General features: G+C 69.1%; 21 protein-coding genes and 1 pseudogene. 4 read left to right on the top strand and 18 right to left on the bottom strand.

The genetic code is table 11. From position 1 onward, the window contains the following. Positions 1-45: 45 nt before the first annotated feature. The 15 genes and pseudogenes from MMG85_RS08115 to flhB form a co-directional block, all read right to left on the bottom strand. Positions 46-411, bottom strand: coding sequence for a response regulator (locus MMG85_RS08115; RefSeq protein WP_055944462.1), 366 nt, complete (start codon positions 409-411; stop codon positions 46-48). Beyond that, positions 408-719, bottom strand: coding sequence for an STAS domain-containing protein (locus MMG85_RS08110; RefSeq protein ID WP_055944465.1), 312 nt, complete (start codon positions 717-719; stop codon positions 408-410). Before MMG85_RS08110 ends, MMG85_RS08115 begins: the two co-directional genes overlap by 4 nt. A 238-nt stretch (positions 720-957) precedes the next feature. Then, the gene (locus MMG85_RS08105) at positions 958-1,977 is read right to left on the bottom strand and encodes a chemotaxis protein CheW (protein WP_241045582.1); all 1,020 of its coding nucleotides are present in this window, start codon (positions 1,975-1,977) and stop codon (positions 958-960) included. Further along, positions 1,974-2,756, bottom strand: coding sequence for a ParA family protein (locus tag MMG85_RS08100; RefSeq protein ID WP_241045581.1), 783 nt, complete (start codon positions 2,754-2,756; stop codon positions 1,974-1,976). Before MMG85_RS08100 ends, MMG85_RS08105 begins: the two co-directional genes overlap by 4 nt. Further along, positions 2,756-3,718 (bottom strand): flagellar motor protein MotD, encoded by a 963-nt coding sequence (gene motD / locus MMG85_RS08095; RefSeq protein WP_345778843.1) that lies wholly within the window; start codon positions 3,716-3,718, stop codon positions 2,756-2,758. The genes MMG85_RS08100 and motD overlap by 1 nt, the downstream gene beginning before the upstream one ends. An 18-nt stretch (positions 3,719-3,736) precedes the next feature. Continuing rightward, entirely contained in the window at positions 3,737-4,477 is a 741-nt protein-coding gene (locus MMG85_RS08090; RefSeq protein WP_241045580.1) for a flagellar motor protein, read from the bottom strand. Positions 4,478-4,783: 306 nt separating this feature from the next. Further along, on the bottom strand, positions 4,784-6,541 hold the full coding sequence (locus tag MMG85_RS08085; RefSeq protein ID WP_241045579.1) for a chemotaxis protein CheA: 1,758 nt from the start codon (positions 6,539-6,541) through the stop codon (positions 4,784-4,786). A gap of 27 nt (positions 6,542-6,568) precedes the next feature. Then, positions 6,569-6,706: a hypothetical protein gene (locus MMG85_RS08080; protein ID WP_156383701.1), complete on the bottom strand. Its 138-nt coding sequence runs from the start codon at positions 6,704-6,706 to the stop codon at positions 6,569-6,571. Between the two features lie 37 nt (positions 6,707-6,743). Further along, on the bottom strand, positions 6,744-7,361 hold the full coding sequence (locus MMG85_RS08075; protein ID WP_241045578.1) for a protein phosphatase CheZ: 618 nt from the start codon (positions 7,359-7,361) through the stop codon (positions 6,744-6,746). Then, entirely contained in the window at positions 7,361-7,741 is a 381-nt protein-coding gene (gene cheY / locus MMG85_RS08070; RefSeq protein WP_055945081.1) for a chemotaxis response regulator CheY, read from the bottom strand. The genes MMG85_RS08075 and cheY overlap by 1 nt, the downstream gene beginning before the upstream one ends. 222 nt (positions 7,742-7,963) lie before the next feature. Then, positions 7,964-8,716: an RNA polymerase sigma factor FliA gene (locus MMG85_RS08065; RefSeq protein WP_241045577.1), complete on the bottom strand. Its 753-nt coding sequence runs from the start codon at positions 8,714-8,716 to the stop codon at positions 7,964-7,966. Then, positions 8,713-9,525 (bottom strand): annotated as a pseudogene (locus MMG85_RS08060) (MinD/ParA family protein); the annotation flags it as partial. The gene MMG85_RS08065 and the pseudogene MMG85_RS08060, both read right to left, overlap by 4 nt. Before the next feature lie 55 nt (positions 9,526-9,580). Beyond that, the gene (gene flhF / locus MMG85_RS08055; RefSeq protein WP_241045575.1) at positions 9,581-11,263 is read right to left on the bottom strand and encodes a flagellar biosynthesis protein FlhF; all 1,683 of its coding nucleotides are present in this window, start codon (positions 11,261-11,263) and stop codon (positions 9,581-9,583) included. A 174-nt stretch (positions 11,264-11,437) separates the two neighbouring features. Further along, positions 11,438-13,519 (bottom strand): flagellar biosynthesis protein FlhA, encoded by a 2,082-nt coding sequence (flhA, locus tag MMG85_RS08050; RefSeq protein WP_241045574.1) that lies wholly within the window; start codon positions 13,517-13,519, stop codon positions 11,438-11,440. Then, positions 13,516-14,646 carry a flagellar biosynthesis protein FlhB gene (gene flhB / locus MMG85_RS08045; protein ID WP_241045573.1) on the bottom strand — a complete coding sequence of 377 codons (1,131 nt, stop codon included), beginning with the start codon at positions 14,644-14,646 and terminating at the stop codon, positions 13,516-13,518. Before flhB ends, flhA begins: the two co-directional genes overlap by 4 nt. A 112-nt stretch (positions 14,647-14,758) precedes the next feature. Here flhB and MMG85_RS08040 point away from each other — a divergent pair, with 112 nt between their 5' ends. From MMG85_RS08040 to MMG85_RS08025, 4 genes are all read left to right on the top strand, one after another. Further along, complete coding sequence (locus MMG85_RS08040; RefSeq protein WP_241045572.1) at positions 14,759-15,139, top strand: hypothetical protein; 381 nt, start codon at positions 14,759-14,761, stop codon at positions 15,137-15,139. 62 nt (positions 15,140-15,201) lie between these two features. Continuing rightward, a complete protein-coding gene (locus tag MMG85_RS08035; RefSeq protein WP_241045571.1) occupies positions 15,202-16,491 on the top strand; it encodes a TolC family protein in 1,290 nt (429 codons plus the stop codon). After that, complete coding sequence (locus MMG85_RS08030; protein WP_241045570.1) at positions 16,488-17,762, top strand: efflux RND transporter periplasmic adaptor subunit; 1,275 nt, start codon at positions 16,488-16,490, stop codon at positions 17,760-17,762. The genes MMG85_RS08035 and MMG85_RS08030 overlap by 4 nt, the downstream gene beginning before the upstream one ends. A gap of 25 nt (positions 17,763-17,787) precedes the next feature. Beyond that, on the top strand, positions 17,788-20,943 hold the full coding sequence (locus tag MMG85_RS08025; RefSeq protein WP_241045629.1) for a CusA/CzcA family heavy metal efflux RND transporter: 3,156 nt from the start codon (positions 17,788-17,790) through the stop codon (positions 20,941-20,943). Between the two features lie 822 nt (positions 20,944-21,765). Here the strand turns inward: MMG85_RS08025 and MMG85_RS08020 are convergent. From MMG85_RS08020 to fliR, 3 genes are all read right to left on the bottom strand, one after another. Further along, complete coding sequence (locus tag MMG85_RS08020) at positions 21,766-22,749, bottom strand: GGDEF domain-containing protein (RefSeq protein WP_241045569.1); 984 nt, start codon at positions 22,747-22,749, stop codon at positions 21,766-21,768. Between the two features lie 290 nt (positions 22,750-23,039). After that, on the bottom strand, positions 23,040-23,630 hold the full coding sequence (locus tag MMG85_RS08015; RefSeq protein ID WP_241045568.1) for a TetR/AcrR family transcriptional regulator: 591 nt from the start codon (positions 23,628-23,630) through the stop codon (positions 23,040-23,042). 209 nt (positions 23,631-23,839) lie between these two features. Continuing rightward, positions 23,840-24,631: a flagellar biosynthetic protein FliR gene (gene fliR, locus MMG85_RS08010; protein ID WP_241045628.1), complete on the bottom strand. Its 792-nt coding sequence runs from the start codon at positions 24,629-24,631 to the stop codon at positions 23,840-23,842. Positions 24,632-24,642 lie beyond the last annotated feature (11 nt).

The following is a 24,642-nucleotide window of genomic DNA, read 5'->3' as shown; positions in this document are numbered from 1 at the left end:
GACGGTGCCCTGGTGCGGTCGGAAGGGAAGCGGAGGAGGGGAGGATCAGCCCAGGACTTTCTGGACGGTGGCGACCAGTTGTTCCGGGTTGAACGGCTTGACCAGCCAGCCGGTCGCGCCGGCGGCCTTGCCTTCGGCCTTCTTGTCGGCGGCCGACTCGGTGGTCAGCATCAGCATGGGCGTGAACTTGTAGTCCGGCAGGCCGCGCAGCGCGCGGATCAGCGAGATGCCGTCCATGTTGGGCATGTTGACGTCGGTGACCACGGCGTTGAACTTCTGCCCCTGCGCGCGCCCCAGCGCCACCTGGCCGTCTTCGGCTTCATCGACCGAGAAGCCCGCCGAGCTCAGGGCGAAGGCGACCATCTGTCGCATCGAGGCCGAATCGTCCACTACCAGAATGCGTGCGCTCATGCGGCGTTCTCCACTTGTTGCGTGTTGTGTTCGTTGTCGTTGGCCAGGCCCAGCTGCGGTGCCAGACCGAGCAGGCGCGCGGCGTCACGGAAGCTCTGGCTGACCGCACTGAAATCGGTGGCCAGGCCGGCCTGCTCGCGCTGGCGCACGAAGCTGCACAGCACCTGCAGGCTGGCGGTATGCACGCGCTGCACGGTGCCGGCGTCCAGCGCCAGCGGTTCCGGCTGCGCGATGTGCGGGGCCAGGTGCTGCTTGAGGTCGGTGGCGGCCTCGATACCGAGGTCGTCACCCAGGGGCACAGCGCTCATCGTGTCTCCGGAAGGGCGGCTCTAGTGAGGTATCGGCGCGGGGTGGCCGGTCTTGAGGGATGGGTGTGAATGTGTGACGGAGTTGGTGGAAGCGAGGAGGGAGCGGGGAATGGGGAATGGGGAATGGGGAATGAAGGAAACCGTGGTGTTTTCCGCTCCACGCGCTGCGGCACTCGCGGAAGACACGTCGGTTGCGCTTGCGCGCTGCACCTTCATTCCCCATTCCCCATTCCCCGCTTCACTGCAATATCCGCGACGCATCCAGCAGGATCACCGCGCATTCGTTGAGGCGTGCCACGCCGCGGAACAGCGGGTTGGCGATGCGGCCGACGCGGGCGTTGTCGGGGGATTCGATCTGCTGGTCGGCGAGGTTGGCGACGTCCTCCACCGCGGTGACGCGCAGGCCCAGGGTTTCGCCATGTTCTTCGAGCACGACGATGCGGGTGGCGGCGTCGGATTCGATCGCGCGCCGGCCCAGGTACAGGCCCAGGTCGATCACCGGCACCACCTGGCCACGCAGGTTCATCACGCCCAGCATGTGCGACGCGGCGCCGCGCAACGGCAGCAGGGTGGCCGGGCGCACGACTTCCTGCACCTTCAGCAGTTCCAGCGCGTAGTGCTGCTGGTCGCAGCGCAGGCGCAGCCAGCGGGTCTTGCGTTCGGTCGCACGCCGGCGTTCGCCGTGGTCCGTCGGTGTCAGCAGGTAGGGCTTGTCCGGCAACGGCGGCATGGCCCGCGGCGGCGGGGATGCCGGGACGGGTGCGGGCGCGATGACCGGCGCGGCCGGGGTTGCCACGCGCGCGGTCGGCGCGGCACCGCCATGCAGTTCGTCGAGCAGGGCTTCGAATTCGTCGTCGCCGATCATGTCGTTGCCGCTGCCGGGACGCGTCGGGGCGACCGCCAGTGCGGGTGCCGCGGCGGCGGGCGTCGGTGCGGACGCAGGTGCCGCGGCAACCACCGCGGTCGGCACGCCGTCGCCGTGCAACTGGTCGAGCAGGGCTTCGAACTCGTCGTCGCTGATCAGTTCCGCCTCGCTGCCGGGACGCGTCGGCGCCACCGCCAGCGCGGGTGCCGGAGTCGGAGCAGGAGTTGGAGCCACTTCAGCGACCGGCGCGACCACGACCGCTGCCATGTCCACGGCCGGCGCGGCGCGCTCGATCGCCTCCGCGACCACGGCCGGTGCCGGCGTCGTCGCAGGCAGGCCGGCGTCGCCGAGCAGGTCGAGCAGGTAGTCGTCGAGGACGGCCGGGGTGGTCATGCGGCCTGCTCCGTGTCGCGCGCTTCAGTCAGCAGCAGCCAGTCGAGCGCGCGCCGGTACGCCGACAACCCACGGCCGGGGTACTGCGTGGCCGGGCTTGAGCGCGTCAGCGCGTCGACGCTGCAGATGCGGGTGTCATTGGGGATGGCGTCGTTCCAGACGCGCTCGCCGTATTCCTCCTGCATCGCCTTCAGCGTATCCGCGCCGGTGCGCGTGCGCTTGTCGTGGAGGGTGGGCAGGATCGAGACCGGCAGCACGCGATGGCGCGAGCGCTGGATCATGTCGGCCGTGCGGCACATGCCCTTCAGGCCGTGCAGCGCCAGCGGTTCGGTCTGGGTGGGAATGATGACGTGGTCGGCCGCGGCCAGCGCGTTGACCATCAGCAGGCCCAGCGTGGGCGGACAGTCGAACAGCACGTGGTCCCAGGCCTGGCCGCCGCGCGCCAGCGCAGTGGACAACGCCAGGCCCAGGCCGGGCTGGGTGGCACTGCGGCGCTCCAGCGTGGCCAGCGGCGTCTGCGCAGCGACGAAGGACAGGTTCTCGATCTCGGTGGCGCGCGCCACGCTGGCCAGCATGGGCGGCTGCTCGTCGAACAGTTCCAGCACGCCGGTCGGCTGTGGATCGGTGGCCACGCCGAACGCGCGCGTCAGCGATGCATGCGGATCCAGGTCGACCAGCAGCACGCGATGGCCGCGCATGGCCAGGCCGCGCCCGAGGGCGAGGGTGGTGGTGGTCTTGCCGACGCCGCCTTTCTGGTTGGCGATTGCCCACACGCGCATCACGGGACTCCTTCATGGACCTGGGGCGCCGGCGGCGCTCCGGGCATGGGCGACGCGGCGTGGGCCGGCAACGGCGGCAGCGGGATCACTGACGGCGGCGCGACGACCTGTTCCCCTGCATGCAAGACCGGTGCCGGACCGGCCGGGCTGGCCAGGATCACCAGCAATACGCGGCGGTTGGTGTTGCGGCCTTCCTCGCTGGCGTTGTCGGCGATGGGGCGGAACTCGCCGTAGCCGATCATCGCCAGCCGTTCCGGCGGAATTCCGTCGCGCACGAACAGGTGCACCACGCTGGCCGCGCGGGCCGAGGACAGCTCCCAGTTGGACGGGAACTGCGAGGTGCGGATCGGCCGGTCGTCGGTATACCCCTCCACCCGCACCGAGTTGGGCACGTTGCCCAGCACTTCGGCCAGCTTGCCGACGGTCTGCTGCGCCTGCGGGTCGAGCGCCGCCGAGCCGGTGGCGAACAGGATGTCGCTGTTGATCTGCACTTCCAGCCACAGCGCCGAGCGCTTGATGGTCACCAGCTTCTCGTCGATCAGCGGCGCCAGCGCGCGCTCCAGGTCGTCGGCGATGCGCTTGAGCTCGCCCTGTGCGGCCTGCAGGCCGGCGGCGTCCAGCGACATGTTCATCTGCGAGGCCATTGCCGCCAGCAGGGTGACGTTGGGCGACGGCGAGGGCGCCGACGGTCCTTCCTTGGCGCCGGACTTGATGGGCGAGGGACGGTCGAAGTCCGAGCCCTGCAGCTGGTGGTTGCCCACCTGCACCGGATTGATCGTGCGCGGCGCGCCGCCGAACGCGGCGGTGAGCGCATCGGCCACCACCCGGTACTTGCCTTCGTTGACGGTGGAGATGGCGTACATCACCACGAAGAAGGCCAGCAGCAGCGTCATCAGGTCGGCGTAGGGGATCGCCCAGGCCTCGTGGTTGGCGTGCTCTTCGTGTTTCTTCCTGCGTGCCATCGCCGTCGTCCCGCGGGCTCAGTGCAGGAAGCCGGCCAGCTTGGCCTCGATGTTGCGCGGATTCTCGCCCTGGGCGATGGCGATCAGGCCTTCGATGATCATTTCCTGCTCGCGGCTGCGGCCACCGATCACGCTCTTCAGCTTGCTGGCGATGGGCAGGAAGAACAGGTTGGCCGAGGCGATGCCGTAGATGGTGGCGGTGAACGCGGCGGCGATGCCGTGGCCCAGCTTGCTGGGGTCGGCCAGGTTCTTCATCACCGCGATCAGGCCGAACACGGCGCCGATGATGCCCAGCGTGGGCGCGTAGATGCCCATGGCCTCGAACACCTTGGCGGCGGCCAGGTCCTGGTGTTCCTGGCCGTTGAGGTCGATCTCCATCATGTGGCGGATCGATTCCGGCTCCACCCCGTCGACCAGCATCTGCAGGCCCTTCTTCAGGAACGGGTCGTCCTGCTGGCTGACCACCGGCTCCAGCCCCAGCAGGCCCTGCTTGCGCGCGATGTTGCTCCACTCGACGATCTGCGCGAGCAGCGCGTCGCCGGCGGTGCCCGGCGGGCGGATCACCCAGCGGGCGATCGACACCGCGCGCTTGAACACCGGCGGCGGCGTGTGCACCAGGATCGCGGCCAGCGTGCCGACGATGACGATGACGAAGGCCGCCGACGACCACAGCGACGACAGGCCGGCCCCCTTGAGGATGCTGCCGCCGACCAGCGCGACCAGTGCCAGCAGGAGTCCGATGAGGCTGAAGATGTCCATGTGCTGATCTATCGGCCTGGTCGAGGGGGACTTGAGGTGATGCCCCTGTAGGAGCGACGTGAGTCGCGACCGGGATCACAGAGACATCCGGCTGTCATGTCGTGCGAGGGACGTAGTCGCGAGGGTAGGGTGCGCTGTTGTAGGAGCGACGTAAGTCGCGATCGCGCCCCTGGAGAGCCCTGTTGCCTTGCAGTAACAACCGCCGCGCCGTAGCGCATCCGTACCGACAATCACCGGTTTTCCGCGTTGAGGTGGACGTGCGGTCGCGACTTACGTCGCTCCTACAGGAGCTTTACAGCGGGTTGATCACGCCGTCGCGCGCAGGCCGTCCACGTCCAGGATCAGGGCCATGCGGCCGTCGCCGATCAGGGTGGCGCCGGCGTAGCCGGGCAGGCCGCGCACGGCGCGCGGCAGCGGCTTGATGACGACTTCCTCGCGGCCGCGGACCTGGTCGACGATCAGGCCGAAGCGCTGTTCGCCCATCTGCAACACCACGATGGTCAGCAGCGGCGCCATGAACGGATCCACGCGCAGCCACTGGCGCAGGTCGACCAGCGGCAGGGTGTGGCTCTGGCGGTCCAGCACGGCCTGGCCGTCGAACCAGCGTAGGCTTTCGGACGGGGCGTGCAGCACTTCCATCACGCGCGCCAGCGGCAGCGCATAGACCGGCTCGCCGGCCTGCACCAGTAGGGTCGGCAGGATGGCCAGGGTCAGCGGCACGCGGATGACGAAACGGCTGCCGCGGCCGACATCGGAATGGATGGTGATCTGGCCGCTGAGTTCGCGGATGCGCGACTGCACCACGTCCATGCCGACGCCGCGGCCGGAGATGTCGGTGACCTCGGCCTTGGTCGAGAAGCCCGGCAGGAAGATCAGCTGCAGGCACTCGTCATGGCTGAGGCGGGCAGCGGCCTCGGGATCGATCAGGCCTTTTTCCAGCGCCTTGGCGCGCAGGCGTTCCGGATCGATGCCGGCGCCGTCGTCGCGGATCTCGATGGTGACGAAGTCGCCTTCCTGCTGCGCCGACAGGCGCACGTGGCCCTGCCGCGGCTTGCTGCACGCTTCGCGCAGCGACGGCACTTCGATGCCGTGGTCGATCGCGTTGCGCACCAGGTGCACCAGCGGATCGGCCAGCGCCTCGACCAGGTTGCGGTCGAGTTCGGTGTCGGCGCCTACCAGTTCCAGGTCGACTTCCTTCTGCAACTGGCGGGCGACGTCGCGGGCGACCTTGGGGAAGCGCGAGAACACCTTGCCGACCGGCTGCATGCGCGTGCGCATCACGGCGGTCTGCAGGCGTGCGGTGGCGATGTCCAGGCTGCTGACGGCGCGGTCCAGTTCTTCGTCGCGGATGCGCGCGCGCAGGGTCTTCAGGCGGTTGCGCGACAGCACCAGTTCGCCGACCAGGTTGACGATGGCATCCAGCCGCTTGGTGTCCACGCGGATGGTCTGTTCGACCTCGCCACCGGCCTTGGCGGCGGGCTTCGGCGCGGCGGGTCTGGCGGGAGCGGGCGCCGGCGCGGCACGCGGCGCTGCGGGCGCAGGCGTGGCCACGGTGGTGGGCGCCGCCTCGCCGTGCAGCTGGTCGAGCAGGGCTTCAAATTCGTCGTCGCTGATCATGTCGCCGCCCGCGGCGGGCGCCGTGGGGGTCGCGAGCGCGGCAGGCGCCGGGCGCGAGGCGGGTGTGCCGCCCTGCACGTCGAACTGGTCGATCAGGATCTGCGGTGCATGCGGCGGCTCTTCGCCGGCGCCGATGGCGTCGAGCATCTGTTGCAGCCAGTCCAGCGACTGCTGCGCGGCGTCGAAGTGCTGCGCTTCCAGCGTGGCCTGGCCGGCGCGGACCAGGCCCAGCGTCTCTTCGGCCGCGTGGCACAGGTTGACCATCGGCTGGATGCCGAGGAAGCCGGCACCGCCCTTGAGCGTGTGGAAGCCGCGGAACACCGCGTTGAGCTGGTCGCTGTCGGACGGGTCCTGTTCCAGCGTGACCAGTTGTTCGCCGAGCCGGTCGAGGATTTCCTGCGCTTCGATCAGGAAGTCGGCGGCGATTTCGGGCGTGACGGCGGACATGGGCAGGACGGATACCGGGGCAGGCGATCAGCGGGAGGAATCGAGCAGGGCCGGGGCGGCACGGCGTCGCAGGAAGCGGCCGACCAGCGCATCGCAGACCAGCAGCGATCCCACGAACAGCAGGACGACGGGGTGACGGGAACGGCGGGCGGCAGCGGCGGGCATGGCAGGTCTCCGGTTCCGCAGCGCGTGTCCCCCGGGGCTACAACCCCAGGCCGGACAGCAGGTCGTCGGCGTCGTCCTGCGAAAACGCGTTGCGGTCAAGACCAGCAACGGCCGGACCGGCGAGTTCTGAACCCTTGTCGCGGTTTTTTTCCGGCGGCGGCAGGCCGAGCGCGCCGAAGCCCTCGTGCACGCGGCGCACGATGCCCGCCACGCGGCGGATGATCTGGCCGGTGAGGTCCTGGTAACTCTGCGCCAGCGCCATCTCGGACAGGCCCTTGCCGATGCTGTCCACCAGCGCGGCCTGCGCCGGTGACAGCTCGGTGGCTTTCAGTTCGGTGGCGTAGCCGCGGCACTGTTCGGCCAGGTCCAGCGTCTTGTGGCTGGCCTGTTCGGTCATTTCGACCACATGGTCCAGGCGTGAGCAGGCGTCGTCGAGTTCGTCCGGACCGGTCGGCGGCAGCTCGCCCAGCGTCTGCGCGAGTTCGCGCGCCAGCCGTCCCAGGCCCTGCATCATCGGCTGCGTGCGCCAGGCGGCGATGGCATCCAGCTCGCGACGCCAGCCGGCTTCGTCGCCCTGTTCCAGGGCGTCGAGGGCGTGCTGCAGTTTCTCCACCAGCGCGGCGCGGGCAGCGGTGGCGTCGACGACGGCGTTCATCAGGCGGCCGCTCCCAGGCGTTCGAAGATCTTGCCCAGCTTTTCTTCCAGCGTTTGCGCGGTGAACGGTTTGATGATGTAGCCGTTCACGCCGTTCTGCGCCGCCTCGATGATCTGCTCGCGCTTGGCCTCGGCGGTCACCATCAACACCGGCAGGGTCTTGTAGCGGTCGTCGGCACGGATCGCCTTCAGCAGCTCGATGCCGGTCATGCCGGGCATGTTCCAGTCGGTGACCACGAAGTCGAAACCACCCTGGCCCAGCGCTGTCAACGCGCTGTTGCCGTCCTCGGCCTCGGCGGTGTTCGTGTAGCCCAGGTCGTTGAGCAGGTTCTTGATGATGCGGCGCATGGTGGAGAAGTCGTCCACGATGAGGATGCGCATGTTCTTGTTGGTCACGGGTGCTCCGGTATTGCGTGGACGGCGAGTCTGGAAGGGGTATCGGCCGGGGCCGGGAAAGGTTTAGGGGTAGCGGGGAATCGGGAATAGGGAATGGGGAATGGGGAGCGGTTTTGTTGCGTCCGAAGGAACGCGGACCTGCGGACAACGCAGAGCGCCACTCTCCATTCCCTATTCCCTATTCCCTATTCCCGATTCCCCGTCCTTTCACTCATCGTCTCCCAGCCCCGCATCGGCCTTCTCGAACACCTGCAGGCGGCCGCGCAGGCGCACCATCGCCTGGCCGTGGATCTGGCAGACGCGCGACTCGCTCACGCCGAGCACGGCGCCGATTTCCTTCAGGTTGAGCTCCTGCTCGTAGTACATCGACAGCACCAGCTGCTCGCGTTCGGGCAGCTGGCCGATGCACTTGACCAGTTGCTGGCGGAACTCGCTGCGTTCCAGGTTCTGCTGCGGCGAGGGACCGCCGGTACGCGAGGTGTTCGGCTCGCCGTGGTCGTCGATGTGCGACTCCAGGCTCAGCACCTGGCCGCGCGCGGCGTCTTCCATCAGGCGCAGGTATTCGGGCAGCGGCATCTCCATCGCGCTCGCGACTTCGGTGGCGATGGCGGCGCGGCCGGTGCGCTGTTCGATCTCGCGCACGGTGGCGGCGGCCTGGCGCGCGCGGCGGTGCACCGAGCGCGGGACCCAGTCGCCACGGCGAATCTCGTCGATCATCGAGCCGCGGATGCGGATGGAGGCGTAGGTCTCGAACGAGGCGCCCTGTTCGGCGTCGTAGCTGCGCGAGGCTTCCAGCAGGCCGATCATGCCGGCCTGGATCAGGTCGTCGATCTCCACGCTGGCCGGCAGTCGCGCCGCCAGGTGATGGGCGATGCGGCGGACCAGGTCGGCGTGCTGGGTGACGAAGTCGTTGGCGGCGCTTCGCTGCACCGCGCGGTATTGGGCGGCGGCGGTGTTCATGCGGCCACCCCCCGCTGGATCAGGCGTTCGACGAAGAATTCCACGTTGCCGCGCGCGCCCACCGGCGGCTGCCAGCGTGCGGTGGTGCGTGCGATGTCGGTGATGGCGCGCGCCGAGGGGCTGCCCGGGTAGGCCTTCACCACCGCCTGCTGGCGCTGCACGGCGCGGCGCAGCCAGTCGTCCTGCGGCACGGCGCCCAGGTAGTGCAGGGCAACGTCGCCGAGGAAGCGTTCGCAGACGCGGGCGAGCTTCTCGTACAGCTTGCGGCCCTCGTTGGGGTCGCGGACCATGTTGGCGATGACGTGCACGCGGTCCAGGCCGCGCTCGCGCGCCAGCACCTTGATCAGCGCGTAGGCGTCGGTGATCGAGGCCGGTTCGTCGCAGACCACCACCACGGTGTCCTGCGCGGCCTGGCAGAAGGTCAGCACGCTGTCGGTGATGCCGGCGGCGGTGTCGACGATCATGAAGTCGAGGGCGCGCTGGAGTTCTGAGAACACGTTGACCAGGCCGACGTGTTCGGCCGGGGTCAGTTCGGCCATGTGGCGGAAACCCGACGACGCCGGCACTACCAGCACGCCCTCAGGACCTTCCAGCAGCACATCCTCCAGCCCGCAGCGGCCGGCCACCAGGTCGGCCAGGGTGAACTTCGGCGACAGGCCGAGCAGCACGTCCACGTTGGCCAGGCCCAGGTCGGCGTCCATCAGCAGGGTGCGCTTGCCCATCTCGGCGAGCGACACGGCCAGGTTGACCGAGACGTTGGTCTTGCCCACGCCGCCCTTGCCGCCGGTGACGGCGACGACGCGCACGGGATGGAACGCGCCGGGCAACGGCGGGGTGCTGCGGGGATTGGTCTGCAGCGGGTGGTCAGGCGACATGGGTGGCCTCGGTCGAGCAGGGTTCGTCGGCTTCGCGGCGCAGCTGGTCCAGCCGCAGCACGAGGTGGGCGCTGTTGGCGCGATGGAGGTCGTCGGGAACGCGCTGGCCGTCGGTCACCCAGGTCATCGGCAGCTGGTGGTCGACGACCACGCTCAGTGCGCTGCCCAGGCGGCCGGTCTCGTCCAGCTTGGTCAGCACCACGCCTTGCGGCTGCACGGTGCTGAAGCGGCGGACCACTTCGTCCAGGTCGGAGAAGTGCGAATTGGCCGGCAGGCAAAGCAGGGTCTTCACCTGGCCGGAGGCACGCAGCCAGTTGAGCTGGCCGACCAGGTTGCGGTCGCGCTGGCCCAGGCCGGCGGTGTCGATCAGCACGAGCTTGTAGTCGCGCAGGCGTTCCAGCACCAAGGCCAGGGCCTGCGCGCTGTCGGCCTCGTGCACGGCGATGCCGAGCTGGCGGCCATAGCCATGCAGCTGCTCGCGGCCGCCGACGCGCAGGGTGTCGGTGGTCACCAGCGCCACGTCGCGCGGGTTGTGGCGCTGGGCGAAGCAGGCGGCCAGCTTGGCGATGGTGGTGGTCTTGCCGGCGCCGGTGGGGCCGACCAAGGCGATCACGCCGCCGGTGTCCAGCAGGTCGGTGTCGAGCACCGGCAGCTTCTTCGACAGCAGGCCCAGCATCAGGCCGCGGCCGCGATGCGCTTCGGTATCGGCCGGAATCTGCAGGGCGATGTCGCGGGTGATGCCGGCGTCGAAGCCGTAGTCCTCCATCAGCTCCATCGCCTGCATGCGCACCGGCGAACCGCGCAGGCGTTCGTCGGTGAGGCGATGCATCTCGCGTTCGATCATCTCGCGCATCGCCGACAGTTCGCCGCGCATCTGCACGAGCTGCTCGTCGCTCTCGCGCGCCTGCGCGGCGTTGTCGGTGACCACGCTCAGCGTGGGCACGGTGACGGTGGTGGGCGCCGGCACCGGCGCGAGGGCCGGCGTGCGGGTGGCGTGCAGGGCCGCCACCGGCGCGGGTTCGGGTTCCGGCAGCGACACCGGCGGTGCGATCAAGGGCAGCAGCGCGTCCAGGTCCAGGGTGTCGTCGGCCTCGGCGCGCGGTACCACCGGGCGACGCGGGGCGATGGCCGGCGCGATGGCGACGGGCTCGTTGGCCGGCGCCGGCGGCAGGCACGACGCCAGCTTGGCGGCGAAGGATTCGGGTTCGATCAGCAGCGGCGCGATCTCGCGCACCACCGGTGCCGGCACGCGGTCGGCCGGGGCCACCGGCGCACGCGGCGCGGTGACCGGCGAAGGCGTGGCGACGGTGACCGCAGCGGCGGCGGCAGGCGCCGGCTTCGCGACCTCGGCGTGCGGGGCCGCAGGCGTCGCCGGCTGGCGACGGGCGAAGTAGCTGGCCGCGGCCTGCGCCGGCGACTGGGCGGGTGCATTCGCGGCGGCGGCCGGCGTGGCCGGGTCCAGCAGCGGATGCAGCGGCGCTGCGGGTGCAGCGGGACGCATCGCCTCCAGCGTGCGCTGCACCAGCGCCTCGTCGTAGTTGCTGGCGGCGACGATCTCGACACCGTCCTCGGTGACCCGATTGGACAGGATCACCGCATCCGGCCCGTGTTCCTGCCGGACCATCGCAAAGGCAGTGCGCATGTCGGCGGCGACGAAGCGTTTGATTTTCATGGGTGCAGGCCGGGAATGGGGAATAGGGAATGGGGAATCGAAAGGACTCGCTGATCGTTGCGAGGTCTCGCGCCCTGATTTGCCTTGTGTCTACATGTTCGCGTCATCACTGCTTTCTCCGGCCTGGAATCGCTTTTCACGATTCCCCATTCCCAAATCCCCATTCCCGCGCGATCAACTGATCGTCCCCACCAGCTTCAACCGCTTGTCTTCCGGCACCTCGCTGTAGGCCAGTACCGACAGCGAGGGGACGCTGTGGCGGACCAGGCGGGCGAGGGCGGCGCGGACCGTTCCCGGTACCAGCACCACCGCAGGCTCGCTGCGGGCTTCCTGCTTGGTCACCACGTCGGCGAGGCTCTGGTGCAGGCGTTCGGCCAGTCCCGGTTCCAGCGCCGCGCCGGTTCCCTGGGTGCTGTCCTGCAAGACGCGTTCCAGATTCGGCGCCAAGGTATAGACGGGCAGTTCCGGTGCCATGCCGGAGATTTCCTGCACGATGAAGCGGCCCAGCGATGTGCGCACGGCGGCGGTGAGGGCGGCCGGATCGGCGTTCTGCGGGGCGAACTCGACCAGCGCCTCGACGATGCGGCGCAGCTGGCGGATCGGCACGCGCTCGATCAGCAGGTTCTGCAGCACGCGCACCACGGTGGCCAGCGGCAGCGCCTTCGGGGTGAGGTCCTCGACCAGCTTCGGCGCACTGCGGGCCAGCTGCGACAGCAGCTGCTGCACTTCTTCGTGGCCAAGCAGTTCCGGCGCGTGTTCGCGCACCAGGTGCGAGAGGTGGGTGGCCATCACCGTGGCCGGATCGACCACGGTATAGCCCAGCGATTCGGCGGTGGCCTTCTGGTGCGACTGGATCCACACCGCGTCCAGGCCGAACGCCGGGTCCTTGCCGGGGATGCCGTCGATGGTGCCGAACGCGCCGCCCGGGTCGAGGGCCAGTTCGCGGTCCGGATGGATCTCCGCCGAGGCCACCGGCACGCCATGCACCAGCAGCCGGTAGCCGTTGGACGGCAGTTCCAGGTTGTCGCGGATGTGCACCGGCGGCACCAGGAAGCCCAGGTCCTGGGTCAGCTTGCGGCGCACGGCCTTGATCCGCGACATCAGCTCGCCGCCCTGGTTCTTGTCGACCAGCGGGATCAGCCGGTAGCCCACTTCCAGGCCCAGCGGATCGACCGGACGCAGCTCGTCCCAGGTCAGTTCGGCATTGCGGTCCGGGGCGCCCGGGCCGGGCAGGGCGGGCACGTCGCCGCCGGCCGCGTCCGGCCCTTCCTGGGTCCGCTTCCACATCTTCCAGGCCAGGTAGCCGATGCCGGCCGCCAGCGTCAAAAAGGCGACGTTGGGCATGCCGGGTACCAGACCGACCAGGCCCAGTACGCCGGCCGCCACCGCCAGCGCCTTGTGCTGGCCGAAGGCCTGGCCCATCACGGCCTGGCCCATGTCTTCCGAGCGCGAGGCGCGGGTCACCAGCATGGCCACGGCCGACGACACCAGCAGCGCGGGCAGCTGTGCCACCAGGCCGTCGCCGATCGACAGCAGGGTGTAGGTGGAAGCGGACTCGGCCGCCGGCATGCCGTGCTGGAACATGCCCACGGCGAAGCCGCCCACCAGGTTGATGAACAGGATCAGGATGCCGGCGATGGCGTCGCCGCGGATGAACTTGTTGGCGCCGTCCATCGAACCGTAGAAGTCGGCTTCCGCGCGCACTTCCTCGCGGCGGGCCTTGGCTTCCTCGCGGGTCAGCACGCCGGCGTTGAGGTCGGCGTCGATGGCCATCTGCTTGCCGGGCATCGCGTCCAGGATGAAGCGTGCCGAGACCTCGGCGATGCGGCCGGCGCCCTTGGTGATCACCACGAAGTTGATGATGGTGAGGATGGCGAACACCACGATGCCGACGGCGTAGTTGCCGCCCACCACGAACTCGCCGAACGCCGCGATGACCTTGCCGGCGGCGTCGTGGCCGTTCTGGCCGTTGAGCAGGATCACCCGCGTCGACGCCACGTTCAGCGCCAGCCGCAGCATGGTGGTCATCAGCAGGATGATCGGGAAGATGGTGAAGTCGAGCGGGCGCCTCACGTAGATCACCGCCAGCAGCACCACCAGCGAGATGGCGATGTTGAAGCTGAAGAGCGCGTCCAGCACCGGCGGCGCCAACGGCACCACGATCATGGCCAGCAGCGCCAGCACGACCAGCGGTGCGCCCAGGCCGTTCTTCAGCATCTCCATCCAGCGCAGCCCGCCGGCGGGCTGCGCGCTCATGCCTTGCCTCCGTGCTCATCGATGTCGACGGTCGGCTGGTCGGGCAGCGGGGCTTCGCCCACGCGCCAGGCACGCAGCTGGTAGACGTAGGAGAGGATCTGGGCGACGGCGGCGTACATTCTCACGGGGATTTCCCGGCCAAGCTGGCCTTCCCGATACAAGGCGCGTGCCAACGGCGGCGCGGAGACGATGGCGATGCGGTGGGCGTCGGCCAGTTCGCGGATGCGCAGGGCCATTTCGTCCACGCCCTTGGCGACCACGGTGGGCGCGCCCATCTGGCCGGCTTGGTACTTCAGCGCCACGGCGTAGTGGGTCGGGTTGACCACGATCACGTCGGCGGTCGGCACCTCTTCCATCATCCGGCGCTGCGACATCTGGTGCTGCAACTGGCGCATGCGGCCCTTCACCTCCGGGCTGCCCTCGCTTTCCTTCATCTCGTCGCGCAGCTCCTTGCGCGTCATCTTCAGCTTCCGCAGCCAGTTCCACTTCTGGTACGGCGCGTCGATGGCGGCCAGCAGGATCAACCCGCCGGTGGTGGCCAGCAGCAGGGTGCTGGTGAACGACAGGCCGCTGCGCACGGCCTGTTCCAGCGGCATGGTCAGCAGTTCGCGCAGGGGATCCAGGCCCAGCTTCAGGCAGATGGCCGCCGCGCCGCCGATCAGCGCCACACGCAGCAGCGACTTCAGCAGCTCGGCGATGCTTTCCGCGCCATACAGGCGCTTGAGGCCGGTGGCGGGGTTGAGGCGCTTGAAGTCGGGCATCAGCGACTTCTGCGAGAACTGCAGGCCGCTCATCAGCGCCGGCGCCGCCAGCCCGGCCAGCACGCAGATGCCGGCCACCGGCGCGACCGCGGCCAGCAGCTTGAGCAGCAACAGGCCGACATGGCCGAACAACTGGTCCGGCTGACGCATCAGCATGGGGTCGGGGGTCAGGGCGATCTTCATCCAGCCCAGCGCATTGCGCGCCAGGCCGGGGCCCATCGCGATGATCGCCAGCACGCCCGCGCCGAACACCGCCGCCGTCGCCAGCTCGCGCGAGCGCGGGATGTTGCCCTGCTCACGGGCCTCGCGAAGCCGTTTTTCGGTAGGAAGTTCAGTGCGTTCGCCGCTTTCGTCCTGCTCAGACATGGCGCATTTCCGACGGGGTCGGACGGTGCGCTGCAAGACCTGTTCCAGTCCGGGGACGGGAATCCCTCGTGGAATTGTCTAACGCCGGCATCGGCCGCTAGCATGCCCGCCGATGCTCCGTTTCCTGCGCCACCGCCGTTTCCTCCTGCTGCGCCTGCCGGCGCTGGCGGTACTGCTGCTGGCGGTGCTGGCCAATCCGGTGTTCGCCTCGTTGGGCGACCTGCACGAACTGGGCAACGGCGCCGAGCATCTGCACGTGGTCGGCGAACACGATGGCCAAGGCCCCCGCCACGATCACGACGATGCCGATCCGGGCGACCTGCTGCATGCCCTGATGCATGCCAGCCACTGCTGCGGCCACCTGACCGCCATCGTGCCGGCGCCGATGCGCGTGCCGGCCATGGTGCTGCCCGCCGCGGTGCCCGTGCTGGATGCGGTGCCCCTGGCGCAGGCACCACGCGCGTCGTTGCTGCGTCCCCCGATCGCCGCGTGATGCCCGTGCCGGGCTGACGTTCCGTCGCCCGCATTCCATCACCGACGTTCCGGAGACTTCCCATGTGGTTGCGACTGGCGGCATTGGCCGCCTTCGCGATCGCGCCGTGCGTGCACGCACAGGCGCCATCGCCTGCTGTTCCCCTTGAAATCCTGACCCTGGACGACGCCATCGCGCGCGTCGCCCGCGTCCATCCCGACCTGCGCCTGTTCGGCCCACGCACCCAGGCGCTGCTCGCCGAACGCGAGGCCGCGCTGCTGAGGCCTGCGCTGCGTGCCGGACTGGAGGTCGAGAATGTGCTCGGCACCGGCGATGCGAGCGGCTTCCGCCAAGCCGAAGCGACGTTGACGCTGGCCGGCGTGCTGGAGCGCGGCGGCAAGCTGGATGCGCGCCGGACGCTGGCACAGGCCCGTATCGATGCCCTGGCGATGCAGCGCGAGACGCAGCGCCTCGACCTGCTGGCCGATGTCGCCCGCCGCTACCTCGCCGTTGCCGGCGCACGTGCCCAGCAGGCCATCGCCGTGCAGGACATCGCGCAGCGTCGCCGCACGGTCGCGGCGGCGCGTCAGCGCCTTCAGGCCGGCGCGTCACCGGCGTCCGTCGTGCTGACCGCCGAGGCGGCGCTCGCGCGCGCCGACCTGGCGCTGGCACGTGCCGATCACCAGGCCGTCGCGGCGCGACAGCACCTCGCGGCGCTGTGGGGTGAACGCGCACCGCGGTTCGAGATCGCAGCCACCGATCCGCTGGCGCTCGCCGCCATCGCCGATGCCAACGAACTGGCCGAGCTGCTGGACGGCACGCCGGAACTGACGCAGTTCGCCGATGAGCATCGCGTGCGCGAGGCCCGCGTACGGCTTGCACGCACGGCGTCCACGCCGGACCTGGACTGGCAGGTCGGCGTGCGTCGCCTGCAGGACAGCGGTGATATCACGCTCGTCGGCAGCGTGTCGCTGGCGCTGGGCGGCGCACGTCGCGCCACGCCGGCGATCCGTGTCGCCGAAGCGGATCTGGCAGCGCTGGAAATGGAGCGCGAGTCGCGCGACATCGCGCTGTACGCCACGCTCACCGACGCCCATGGCCGCTACCGTTTGGCGCAACTCGACGTCCAGCGCACGCGCGACGACGTGCTGCCGCGCCTGCGGCGTGCGGAACAGGCCGCCGAGCGGGCGTATCGCGCCGGTGCCATCAGTTACCTCGAATGGGCGCAGCTGCAGTCGGAAACGACCGCGACACGCCGGCAGCAACTGGATGCGGCGCTGGAAGCCCAGCTCGCGCTGATCGAACTGCAGCGCCTTACCGGCCAAGCCCTGGTGGCCATGCCGATGAACCCGGAACAAGGAACAACCCCATGACATTGCGTCCCCTGATGAGCGCGCTGGCGCTTTCGCTGATGCTGGCCGCGTGTGGCGGCAAGGACGATCACGCCGACGACCACGGCAGCGAAGCCGGCCATGGCCACGATGAAGCGGGCGGCCACGGCGATGAGGAGGTCGCACGCGGCGAACACGGCGGCCGCCTGCTGGAACAGGCCGGCTATCGCGTCGAACTGGCGATCGCCGAATCGGGCACGCCACCGACCTACCAGGCGTGGCTGTACCGCGACGGCAAGCCGCTGCCGGCCACGGCGGGCAGCGTGGAGGTTCGTCTGGTCCGCCTGGGCCACGTGCGGGAGACGCACGTGCTGCATCCGCAGGCCGACGGCAGCCTGCTGGCGAAGAGCGTGGTGGGCGAACCGCACTCCTTCGATGTCGAAGTGCTGGCGAAGGTGGAAGGCAAGCCGCTGCGCTGGGCCTACGACAGCTACGAAGGCCGCACCACCATCGGCGCGAAGATCGCCGCGGATTCCGGCATCCGCGTTGCGCCGGTGCAGGCCGGCACGATCGCCGACGAGCACGAGGTGCAGGGCCTGCTGACGCCGGTGGAAGGCCGCGTTGCCAACGTCGCTGCGCGCTTTCCCGGTCCTGTCCGCCGGCTGTCCGTCAATGCCGGCGACCGCGTACGCGCCGGACAGACGCTGGCGACCATCGAAAGCAACCTCAGCCTGACCACGTATTCCGTCACCTCGCCGATCGGCGGCGTGGTGCTGGCGCGCAACGCCAGCGTCGGCAGCGTGGCGGGCGAGGGTGCCACGCTGTTCGAGATCGCCGACCTGTCCACGCTGTGGGTGGACCTGCACATCTTCGGCGCGGATGCCCAGCACATCGTGCCCGGTGTACCGGTCACGGTGACGCGCCTAAGCGATGGCGCCACCGCGCAGACCACGCTGGAGCGCGTGCTGCCCGGCACCGCCACCGCCAGCCAGAGCACGGTGGCGCGCGCGACGCTGCAGAACCGCGATGGCCTGTGGCGCCCCGGCTCCGCGGTGAAGGCGCGCATCACGGTGGAACAGCAGCCGGCGGCGATGGTCGTGCCGCTGGCCTCGCTGCAGACGTTCCGCGACTGGGACGTGGTATTCGTGCGCGTCGGCGACACCTACGAGATCCGGCCGGTCGAGCTGGGCCAGCGCGACGCGCAGCGCGTCGAAGTGCGCTCAGGATTGCAGGTGGGCGACCAGGTGGTAGTCGAACAGAGCTATCTGGTGAAGGCCGACATCGAGAAATCGGGGGCCTCGCATGACCACTGATCCCGGCATTCCCGCATCCGGCGGTGTGCTGGAGCGTGTCCTGCGCTTCGCCATCGGGCACCGTTGGCTGATGATGGCGTTGACGCTGGTCCTGGTGGCGGTGGGCGCATGGAGTTTCGGCAGGCTGCCGATCGACGTCACCCCCGACATCACCAACGTGCAGGTGCAGGTCAATACCGAGGCGCCCGGCTATTCCCCACTGGAGGCCGAACAACGCGTGACCTTCACCCTGGAAACCGCGCTCGCCGGTCTGCCGGGGCTGGACTACACGCGCTCGATCTCGCGCTACGGGTTGTCGCAGGTGACGGTGGTGTTCAAGGACGGCACCGACGTCTACTTCGCCCGCCAGCAGGTCGGCGAGCGCATCCAGCAGGTGAAATCGCAGCTGCCGGCCGGACTGGAGCCGGAGATGGGGCCCATCGCCACCGGCATGGGCGAGATCTTCATGTACACCCTCGAAGCGGAGGCGACGGCGCGCAAGGACGACGGTACGCCGTATACCGCCACCGACCTGCGCACGCTGCAGGACTGGGTGGTGCGTCCGCAACTGCGCAACGTGCCCGGCGTGACCGAGGTCAACACCATCGGCGGCTTCGCCCGGCAGATCCACATCACCCCCGACCCGGCGCGGCTGGTGGCGCTGGGCTTCACCCTGCACGACGTGGTGCAGGCGGTGGCGCGCAACAACCGCAACGTCGGCGCCGGCTACATCGAGCGCAATGGCCAGCAGTTCCTGGTGCGCGCACCGGGACAGGTGGCCGACCTCGACGGCATCCGCGACATCGTGCTGGACCGCCGCGACGGCGTACCGATCCGCGTGGGCGACGTGGCGCAGGTGGGCGAGGGGCCGGAGCTGCGCACCGGCGCGGCGACGCTGGACGGCAAGGAGGTCGTGCTGGGCACCACCTTCATGCTGATCGGCGCCAACAGCCGCGACGTGTCGCAGGCGGTGGCCGCACGCCTGACCGAGGCCAACCGCAGCCTGCCCGCCGGCGTGCGCGCGGAGCCGATGTACGACCGCACGGCGCTGGTCGACCGCACCATCCGCACCGTGGCCAAGAACCTGGTCGAAGGCGCGATCCTCGTCGTCGTCGTGCTGTTCCTGTTGCTGGGCAACGTGCGCGCGGCGCTGATCACCGCGGCGGTGATCCCGCTGTCGATGCTGTTCACCCTCACCGGCATGGTGCGCGGCGGCGTGTCGGGCAACCTGATGAGCCTGGGCGCGCTGGACTTCGGCCTGATCGTCGACGGTGCGGTGATCATCATCGAGAACTGCCTGCGCCGCTTCGGCGAACTGCAGCACCGGCTCGGACGCCTGCCGACCGAGGAGGAGCGGCTGGACGCCACGGCCTCGGCGACGGCCGAGGTCATCCGGCCCAGCCTGTTCGGCCTGGGCATCATCACCGCGGTGTACCTGCCGATCTTCGCGCTCACCGGCGTGGAGGGAAAGATGTTCCATCCGATGGCGATCACGGTGGTGCTGGCGCTCAGCGGCGCGATGGTGCTGTCGCTGACCTTCGTGCCGGCCGCGATCGCGCTGTTCCTGCGTGGCCGCGTACAGGAAAAGGAAACGCGCGTGATGGAATGGGCGCGCCGCGCGTATGCGCCGGCGCTGGCGTGGGCATTGCGCGCGCGCGCGGTGGTGGTGGGCGGTGCGTTCGCACTGGTGGTGCTGTGCGGCCTGCTGGCCACGCGGCTGGGCACGGAGTTCGTGCCCAGCCTGGACGAAGGCGATATCGCCATGCATGCCATGCGCATTCCCGGTACCAGCCTGGACCAGGCGGTGCGCATGCAGGCCACGCTGGAGGCGCGGATCACGCAGTTTCCCGAAGTGCACCGCGTGTTCGGCAAGCTCGGCACCGCGGAGGTGGCGACCGACCCCATGCCGCCGTCGGTCGCCGACACCTTCGTCATGCTGAAGCCGCGCGAGCAGTGGCCCGACCCGCGCAAGCCGAAGGCGACGCTGGTCGCCGAGATCGAACAGGCCGTGGCGCAGATTCCCGGCAACAACTACGAGTTCACCCAGCCCATCCAGATGCGGATGAACGAGCTGATCTCCGGCGTGCGTGCCGACGTGGCGATCAAACTCTACGGCGACGATCTGGATACGCTGGTGGAGGTCGGCGAACGCATCGAGGCGGTCGTGAACACCGTAGATGGTGCGGCCGACGTCCGCCTCGAACAGGCCACCGGCTTGCCGCTGCTGACCATCACGCCGGACCGCCAGGCGCTGATCCGCTACGGGCTGAATCCCGGCGACGTGCAGGACACCGTGGCGACCGCGGTCGGCGGCGAGGTGGCCGGCCAGCTGTTCGAGGGCGACCGCCGCTTCGACATCGTCGTGCGTTTGCCGGAAGCGATGCGGCAGGACCCCGCCGCGCTGCACGACCTGCCCATCCCGCTGGGCCGCGCCGGCAACGAGGACGAATCCATACGCTCGGCCAGTTGGGGTTCCGGCGCCCCGGGCACCGTGCCGTTGCGTGAAGTGGCGAAGATCGAGACCACCCTTGGACCCAACCAGATCAATCGCGAGAACGGCAAGCGCCGGGTAGTGGTGACGGCCAATGTACGCGGTCGCGACCTGGGCGGCTTCGTCGAGGAGCTGCGCGCACGCGTTGCGAAGGACGTGGCAATGCCGGCCGGTTACTGGATCGAATATGGCGGCACATTCGAGCAGTTGATCTCGGCCAGCCAGCGGCTCGCCGTGGTGGTGCCGGCGACGCTGCTGCTGATCTTCGCGCTGCTGTTCTGGGCCTTCGGTTCGGCCAGGGACGCCGCCATCGTGTTCACCGGCGTGCCGCTGGCGCTGACCGGTGGCGTGGTGGCGCTGGCGTTGCGCGGGATTCCGCTGTCCATCTCCGCGGGCGTGGGCTTCATCGCGCTGTCCGGCGTGGCGGTGCTCAATGGCCTGGTGATGATCGCCTTCATCCGCAAGCTGCGCGAGCAGGGGCTGGCGCTGGATCAGGCCGTCGTCGACGGCGCACTCGGTCGCCTGCGCCCGGTGCTGATGACCGCGCTGGTCGCCTCGCTCGGCTTCCTGCCGATGGCGTTCAACGTCGGCGCGGGATCGGAAGTGCAGCGGCCGCTGGCGACGGTGGTGATCGGCGGCATCGTGTCATCGACACTGCTGACGCTGCTGGTGCTGCCAGTGCTGTACCGGTGGTTGTGGCGCGGGAAGTGACGCACGCATGGAGCCGGATCGTCCATCCGGAGGATTCGCTGCCGTCATTCCAGCGAACGCTGGAATCCATTGCCTGTGAGCGCCGAGGTTCGTTGAGCAAGAGCAAGATGGGTCCTAGCGTGACCAGACGTGCGCTTGTTGAAAGCCGCTGGGACGACGGCGGAGATGCGTGCGCGGGAGGGCCTGGATTTCGTCATTCCAGCGAACGCTGGAATCCATTGTCCGTGAGTACCAAAGCTCCCGCAGCAAGAGCAAGATGGGTCCCAGCTTTCGCTGGGACGACGGCGAAGGGGAGGGTGCGGGAAGGCCAGGAACTCGTCATTCCAGCGAATGCTGGAATCCATTGCCCGTGAGTGTCGAGGCTCCAAGCAAAAGCAAGATGGGTCCCAGCGTGACCAGACGTGCGTCTGTTGAAAGCTGCTGGGACGACGGTGTGGGGACCGTCATCCCGGCGCAGGCCGGGACCCAGTGCCTTTCGCTTTCCACGCATGACAGCAACGCAAGTCGCTGGGTCCCGGCTTTCGCCGGGATGACGGAACTGCCTAACCGTCCGAGACGTCATCCCAGCGCACGCTGGGATCCATTTGGCCTTTGCGGCTGCAGTGTCCTGGATACACCGAGAAGCAAAAGCAAGATGGGTTCCAGCGTGACCAGACGTGCGTCTGTTGAAAGCCGCTGGGACGACGGTGTGGGGACCGTCATCCCGGCGCAGGCCGGGACCCAGTGCCTTTCGCTTTCCACGCATGACAGCAACGCAAGTCGCTGGGTCCCGGCTTTCGCCGGGATGACGGCGGTGGAGTTCTGCATGCAGCCTTGCTGCCGCTAGAACAGGTCGTCCGCGATCACGTAGCTGTCGCGGCCGGCCGACTTGGCGCGGTACAGCGCGGCGTCCGCGCGCGAGAACCAGTCGTGCCAGGTCTTTTCCTGTTCGCGCAGCAGCGCGGCGCCGAGCGAGATGGTGATGCGTCCGCCGGGGCCGCGAAGGCTGCCGCGTACGGCCTTGCGCAGGCGTTCGGCCGCGGCTTCCAGGTCGTCGGTGCTGTCGAGTTCGAGCAGGGTCACGAACTCCTCGCCGCCGAAACGGAATACCTGGTCGTTGCGGCGCATCTCGAAGCGCAGGATCGAGGCGAGGTCGGCGATGGCGGCGTCGCCGGCGGCATGGCCGTACTGGTCGTTGACGTCCTTGAAATGGTCCAGGTCCAGCACGACCAGTCCGAAACGGCGCTCGCCGCGCTGGAAGCGGCCGACGGCATCGGCGAGGGCGCGCTCCATGCTGCGGCGGTTCGGGACGCCGGTCAGTGCATCGACCGCCGCCAGCCGCTCCAGGTGCGCGCGGTCGTCCTGCGTGCGCGCGGCGAAGATCAGCGAGAACGCGGTGATCATGCCGGCACTGACGAAGACCGACGCCGCGTGCACCACATCGTGGAAGAAGCCCGGGAGCAGCTGCATGCCGACGATCAGCAGCACGTTGCACGCCACCGCCACCCAGCGGTGCGCGATGAAGAAGTTGGTCAGCAGTACCAGGTAGGTCCAGGTGAGCGCGGTGTGGCCCAGCAACAGGCAGGCGCCGAACGTCGCGACGGAATTGAGCACCGCCAGCACGTTGCCGGCACGGAGACTGTCGCCGGTACGCCACGCGTACACCACGGGAGCGGCGACGGCCAGGACCACTACGAGATCGAACCCCGCCTGCGACCACTGTCCCTGCCAGCCGCGATAGACGCCGAACGAGGCGATCGTCACTGCCGTAATGGAGCCCAGCAGGACGATGATGTCCAGGCGGAAGTCGCGGTGTTTCGGCTTCATCTCGAGTGCGGTTGCGGGAGTCGCGAGTCGGCGACTCGTCGCTCGGAAGGGGCAGGGACAGGCGCCACCCCGGCGCCCCGCGCAGTGTAGGCGCTAACTGTGAGACGAGAGTGATGGAGGTCACGCTTGGAGTTCCCGCCGATCGTCACGCGATCGCCTTCCCTCCGTGCATTGAAGAACGGCACGGTTGGCACGCAGAGTGCTCGAGCTATTGAGCCGTCGCAGGTGTGAACGAAGAACGGCCTCCGCAAGGAGGCCGTTCTGTTTGTACGCAACCGGCGCGGCGCGCGTCAGGCCGACAGTGCTTCCAGCGTCTTGAACACCTGCGGCACCGCCATCGCCGGCGTGCCGCCGTTGACGGCGACGGCGCGCAGGCCGTGCTGGTAGCTCTGCCAGATCATTTCGTCGGCGTGCTGGATGTCGACGCCGCGGAATTCGCCAGCGCCCATGCCGCGGCTCAGTTCCAGGCGCACCGGTTCGCGCATGCGGCGCAGCGCGGTGTTCATCTCCGCCTCGACTGTCGGCGACCAGCGTGCCGACACGCTCCACAAGGCGGGGAAGGCGATGAAGTTGGCTGCGTCTTCGCGCGCCATCCAGAAATAGAAATCCAGAATACGCTGCGCATGCGTCGAACCTTGCGGACGCTCCACCATCGGCGCCCGGCGCGCGGTGTAGTCGCGGATCAGCAGGGTGGCGATGATGTCGGCCTTGGTCTCGAAGTGCAGGATCACGCCGCGTGCGCTCAGCCCGGTTTCCTCGCCCAGGTCCATCAGCGTGGTCTGGTCGAAGCCCTTGGTGAAGAACAGCCGGCGCGCGGCGGCCAGCACGGCTTCACGCGTTTCCTGACTGGTGCGGCGCTTGTGGGTCGGGCTGTGGTGCACGGCAATCTCCGGTTCGCGGGAGGAGCGTTCCGGCGTCGGGCGGGATCGGTTCCGTCCGTGCGCAGGCGTATGTCGCAACTCCCTCGCCTCCATTCTGCACAAATTCATGCATTTAGTGGAACCGGCGACGCACTTTAATGTGAGACGGGCACGGCAGATCCGCCAACTGTGCGTTTCCGCACCGTTTCACAAACGTGACTTTCACACCCTCAGGCGGTCAGCTGCCGCGCCGCGTCGAACGACACATCGAAGATCCGCTGCACCGGCGGTCCCAGCTCGCCGGCCAGCAGGGCCAGCAGGAACAAGCCCAGCAGCAGGGCGGTGGGCAGGCCCAGCTGGATGGGGTTGAGGGCCGGCGCGGCGCGGCCCAGCACGCCGAACGCCAGGTTCACCGCCAGCATGGCGACCATGACCGGCAGTGCCAGGCCCACGGCGGCCCGCAGCACATGGGTGAACAGCATCGGCGCCACTTCCAGCATCTGCTGGACATCGGGCAGCGCCGTGCCGATCGGCAGCGAGCGGTAGCTGTCCACCAGCAGCGACACCAGCGCCAGGTGGCCGTTGGCGGTGAAGAACAGCAGGCCGAAGGCCAGGTAGAACCACTGGCCGACGACGCCGGAGTTCACCCCGCGCAGGGGATCCGACATCTGCGCGAAGGCCAGGCCGGTGCCCTGCGAAATCAGTTCGCCCGCCATCGCCCCGGCCTCGAAGGCCAGCCGCAGCATGAAGCCCATGCTGGCGCCGACGGCGAGTTCGCGCGCCACGCTGAGCACGGTGCTGGCGTCGAAGGCGATGCGGTCCGGCGTGCCGGGCAGCAGCGGGGCCAGCGCCATCGCCAGCGCACCGGCGATGATGACCCGCACGCGCACCGACACCGCGCGCGTGCCGATCAGCGGCGCGGCCATCAGCAGCGCGCCCGTGCGCAGCATCGTCCACAGGATGGCGTTGATCATCCCGAAGGCCTGCTGGCCGTCGATCACCATCTGGGTGGCTGGGTCCATGGGGGCGGGGA

The organism is Pseudoxanthomonas sp. LH2527 (assembly GCF_022539275.1).
Taxonomy (GTDB): Bacteria; Pseudomonadota; Gammaproteobacteria; order Xanthomonadales; family Xanthomonadaceae; genus Pseudoxanthomonas_A.
The sequence above is the reverse complement of the archived record's forward strand: the minus strand, read 5'-3'. Positions and strand labels throughout refer to the sequence as shown.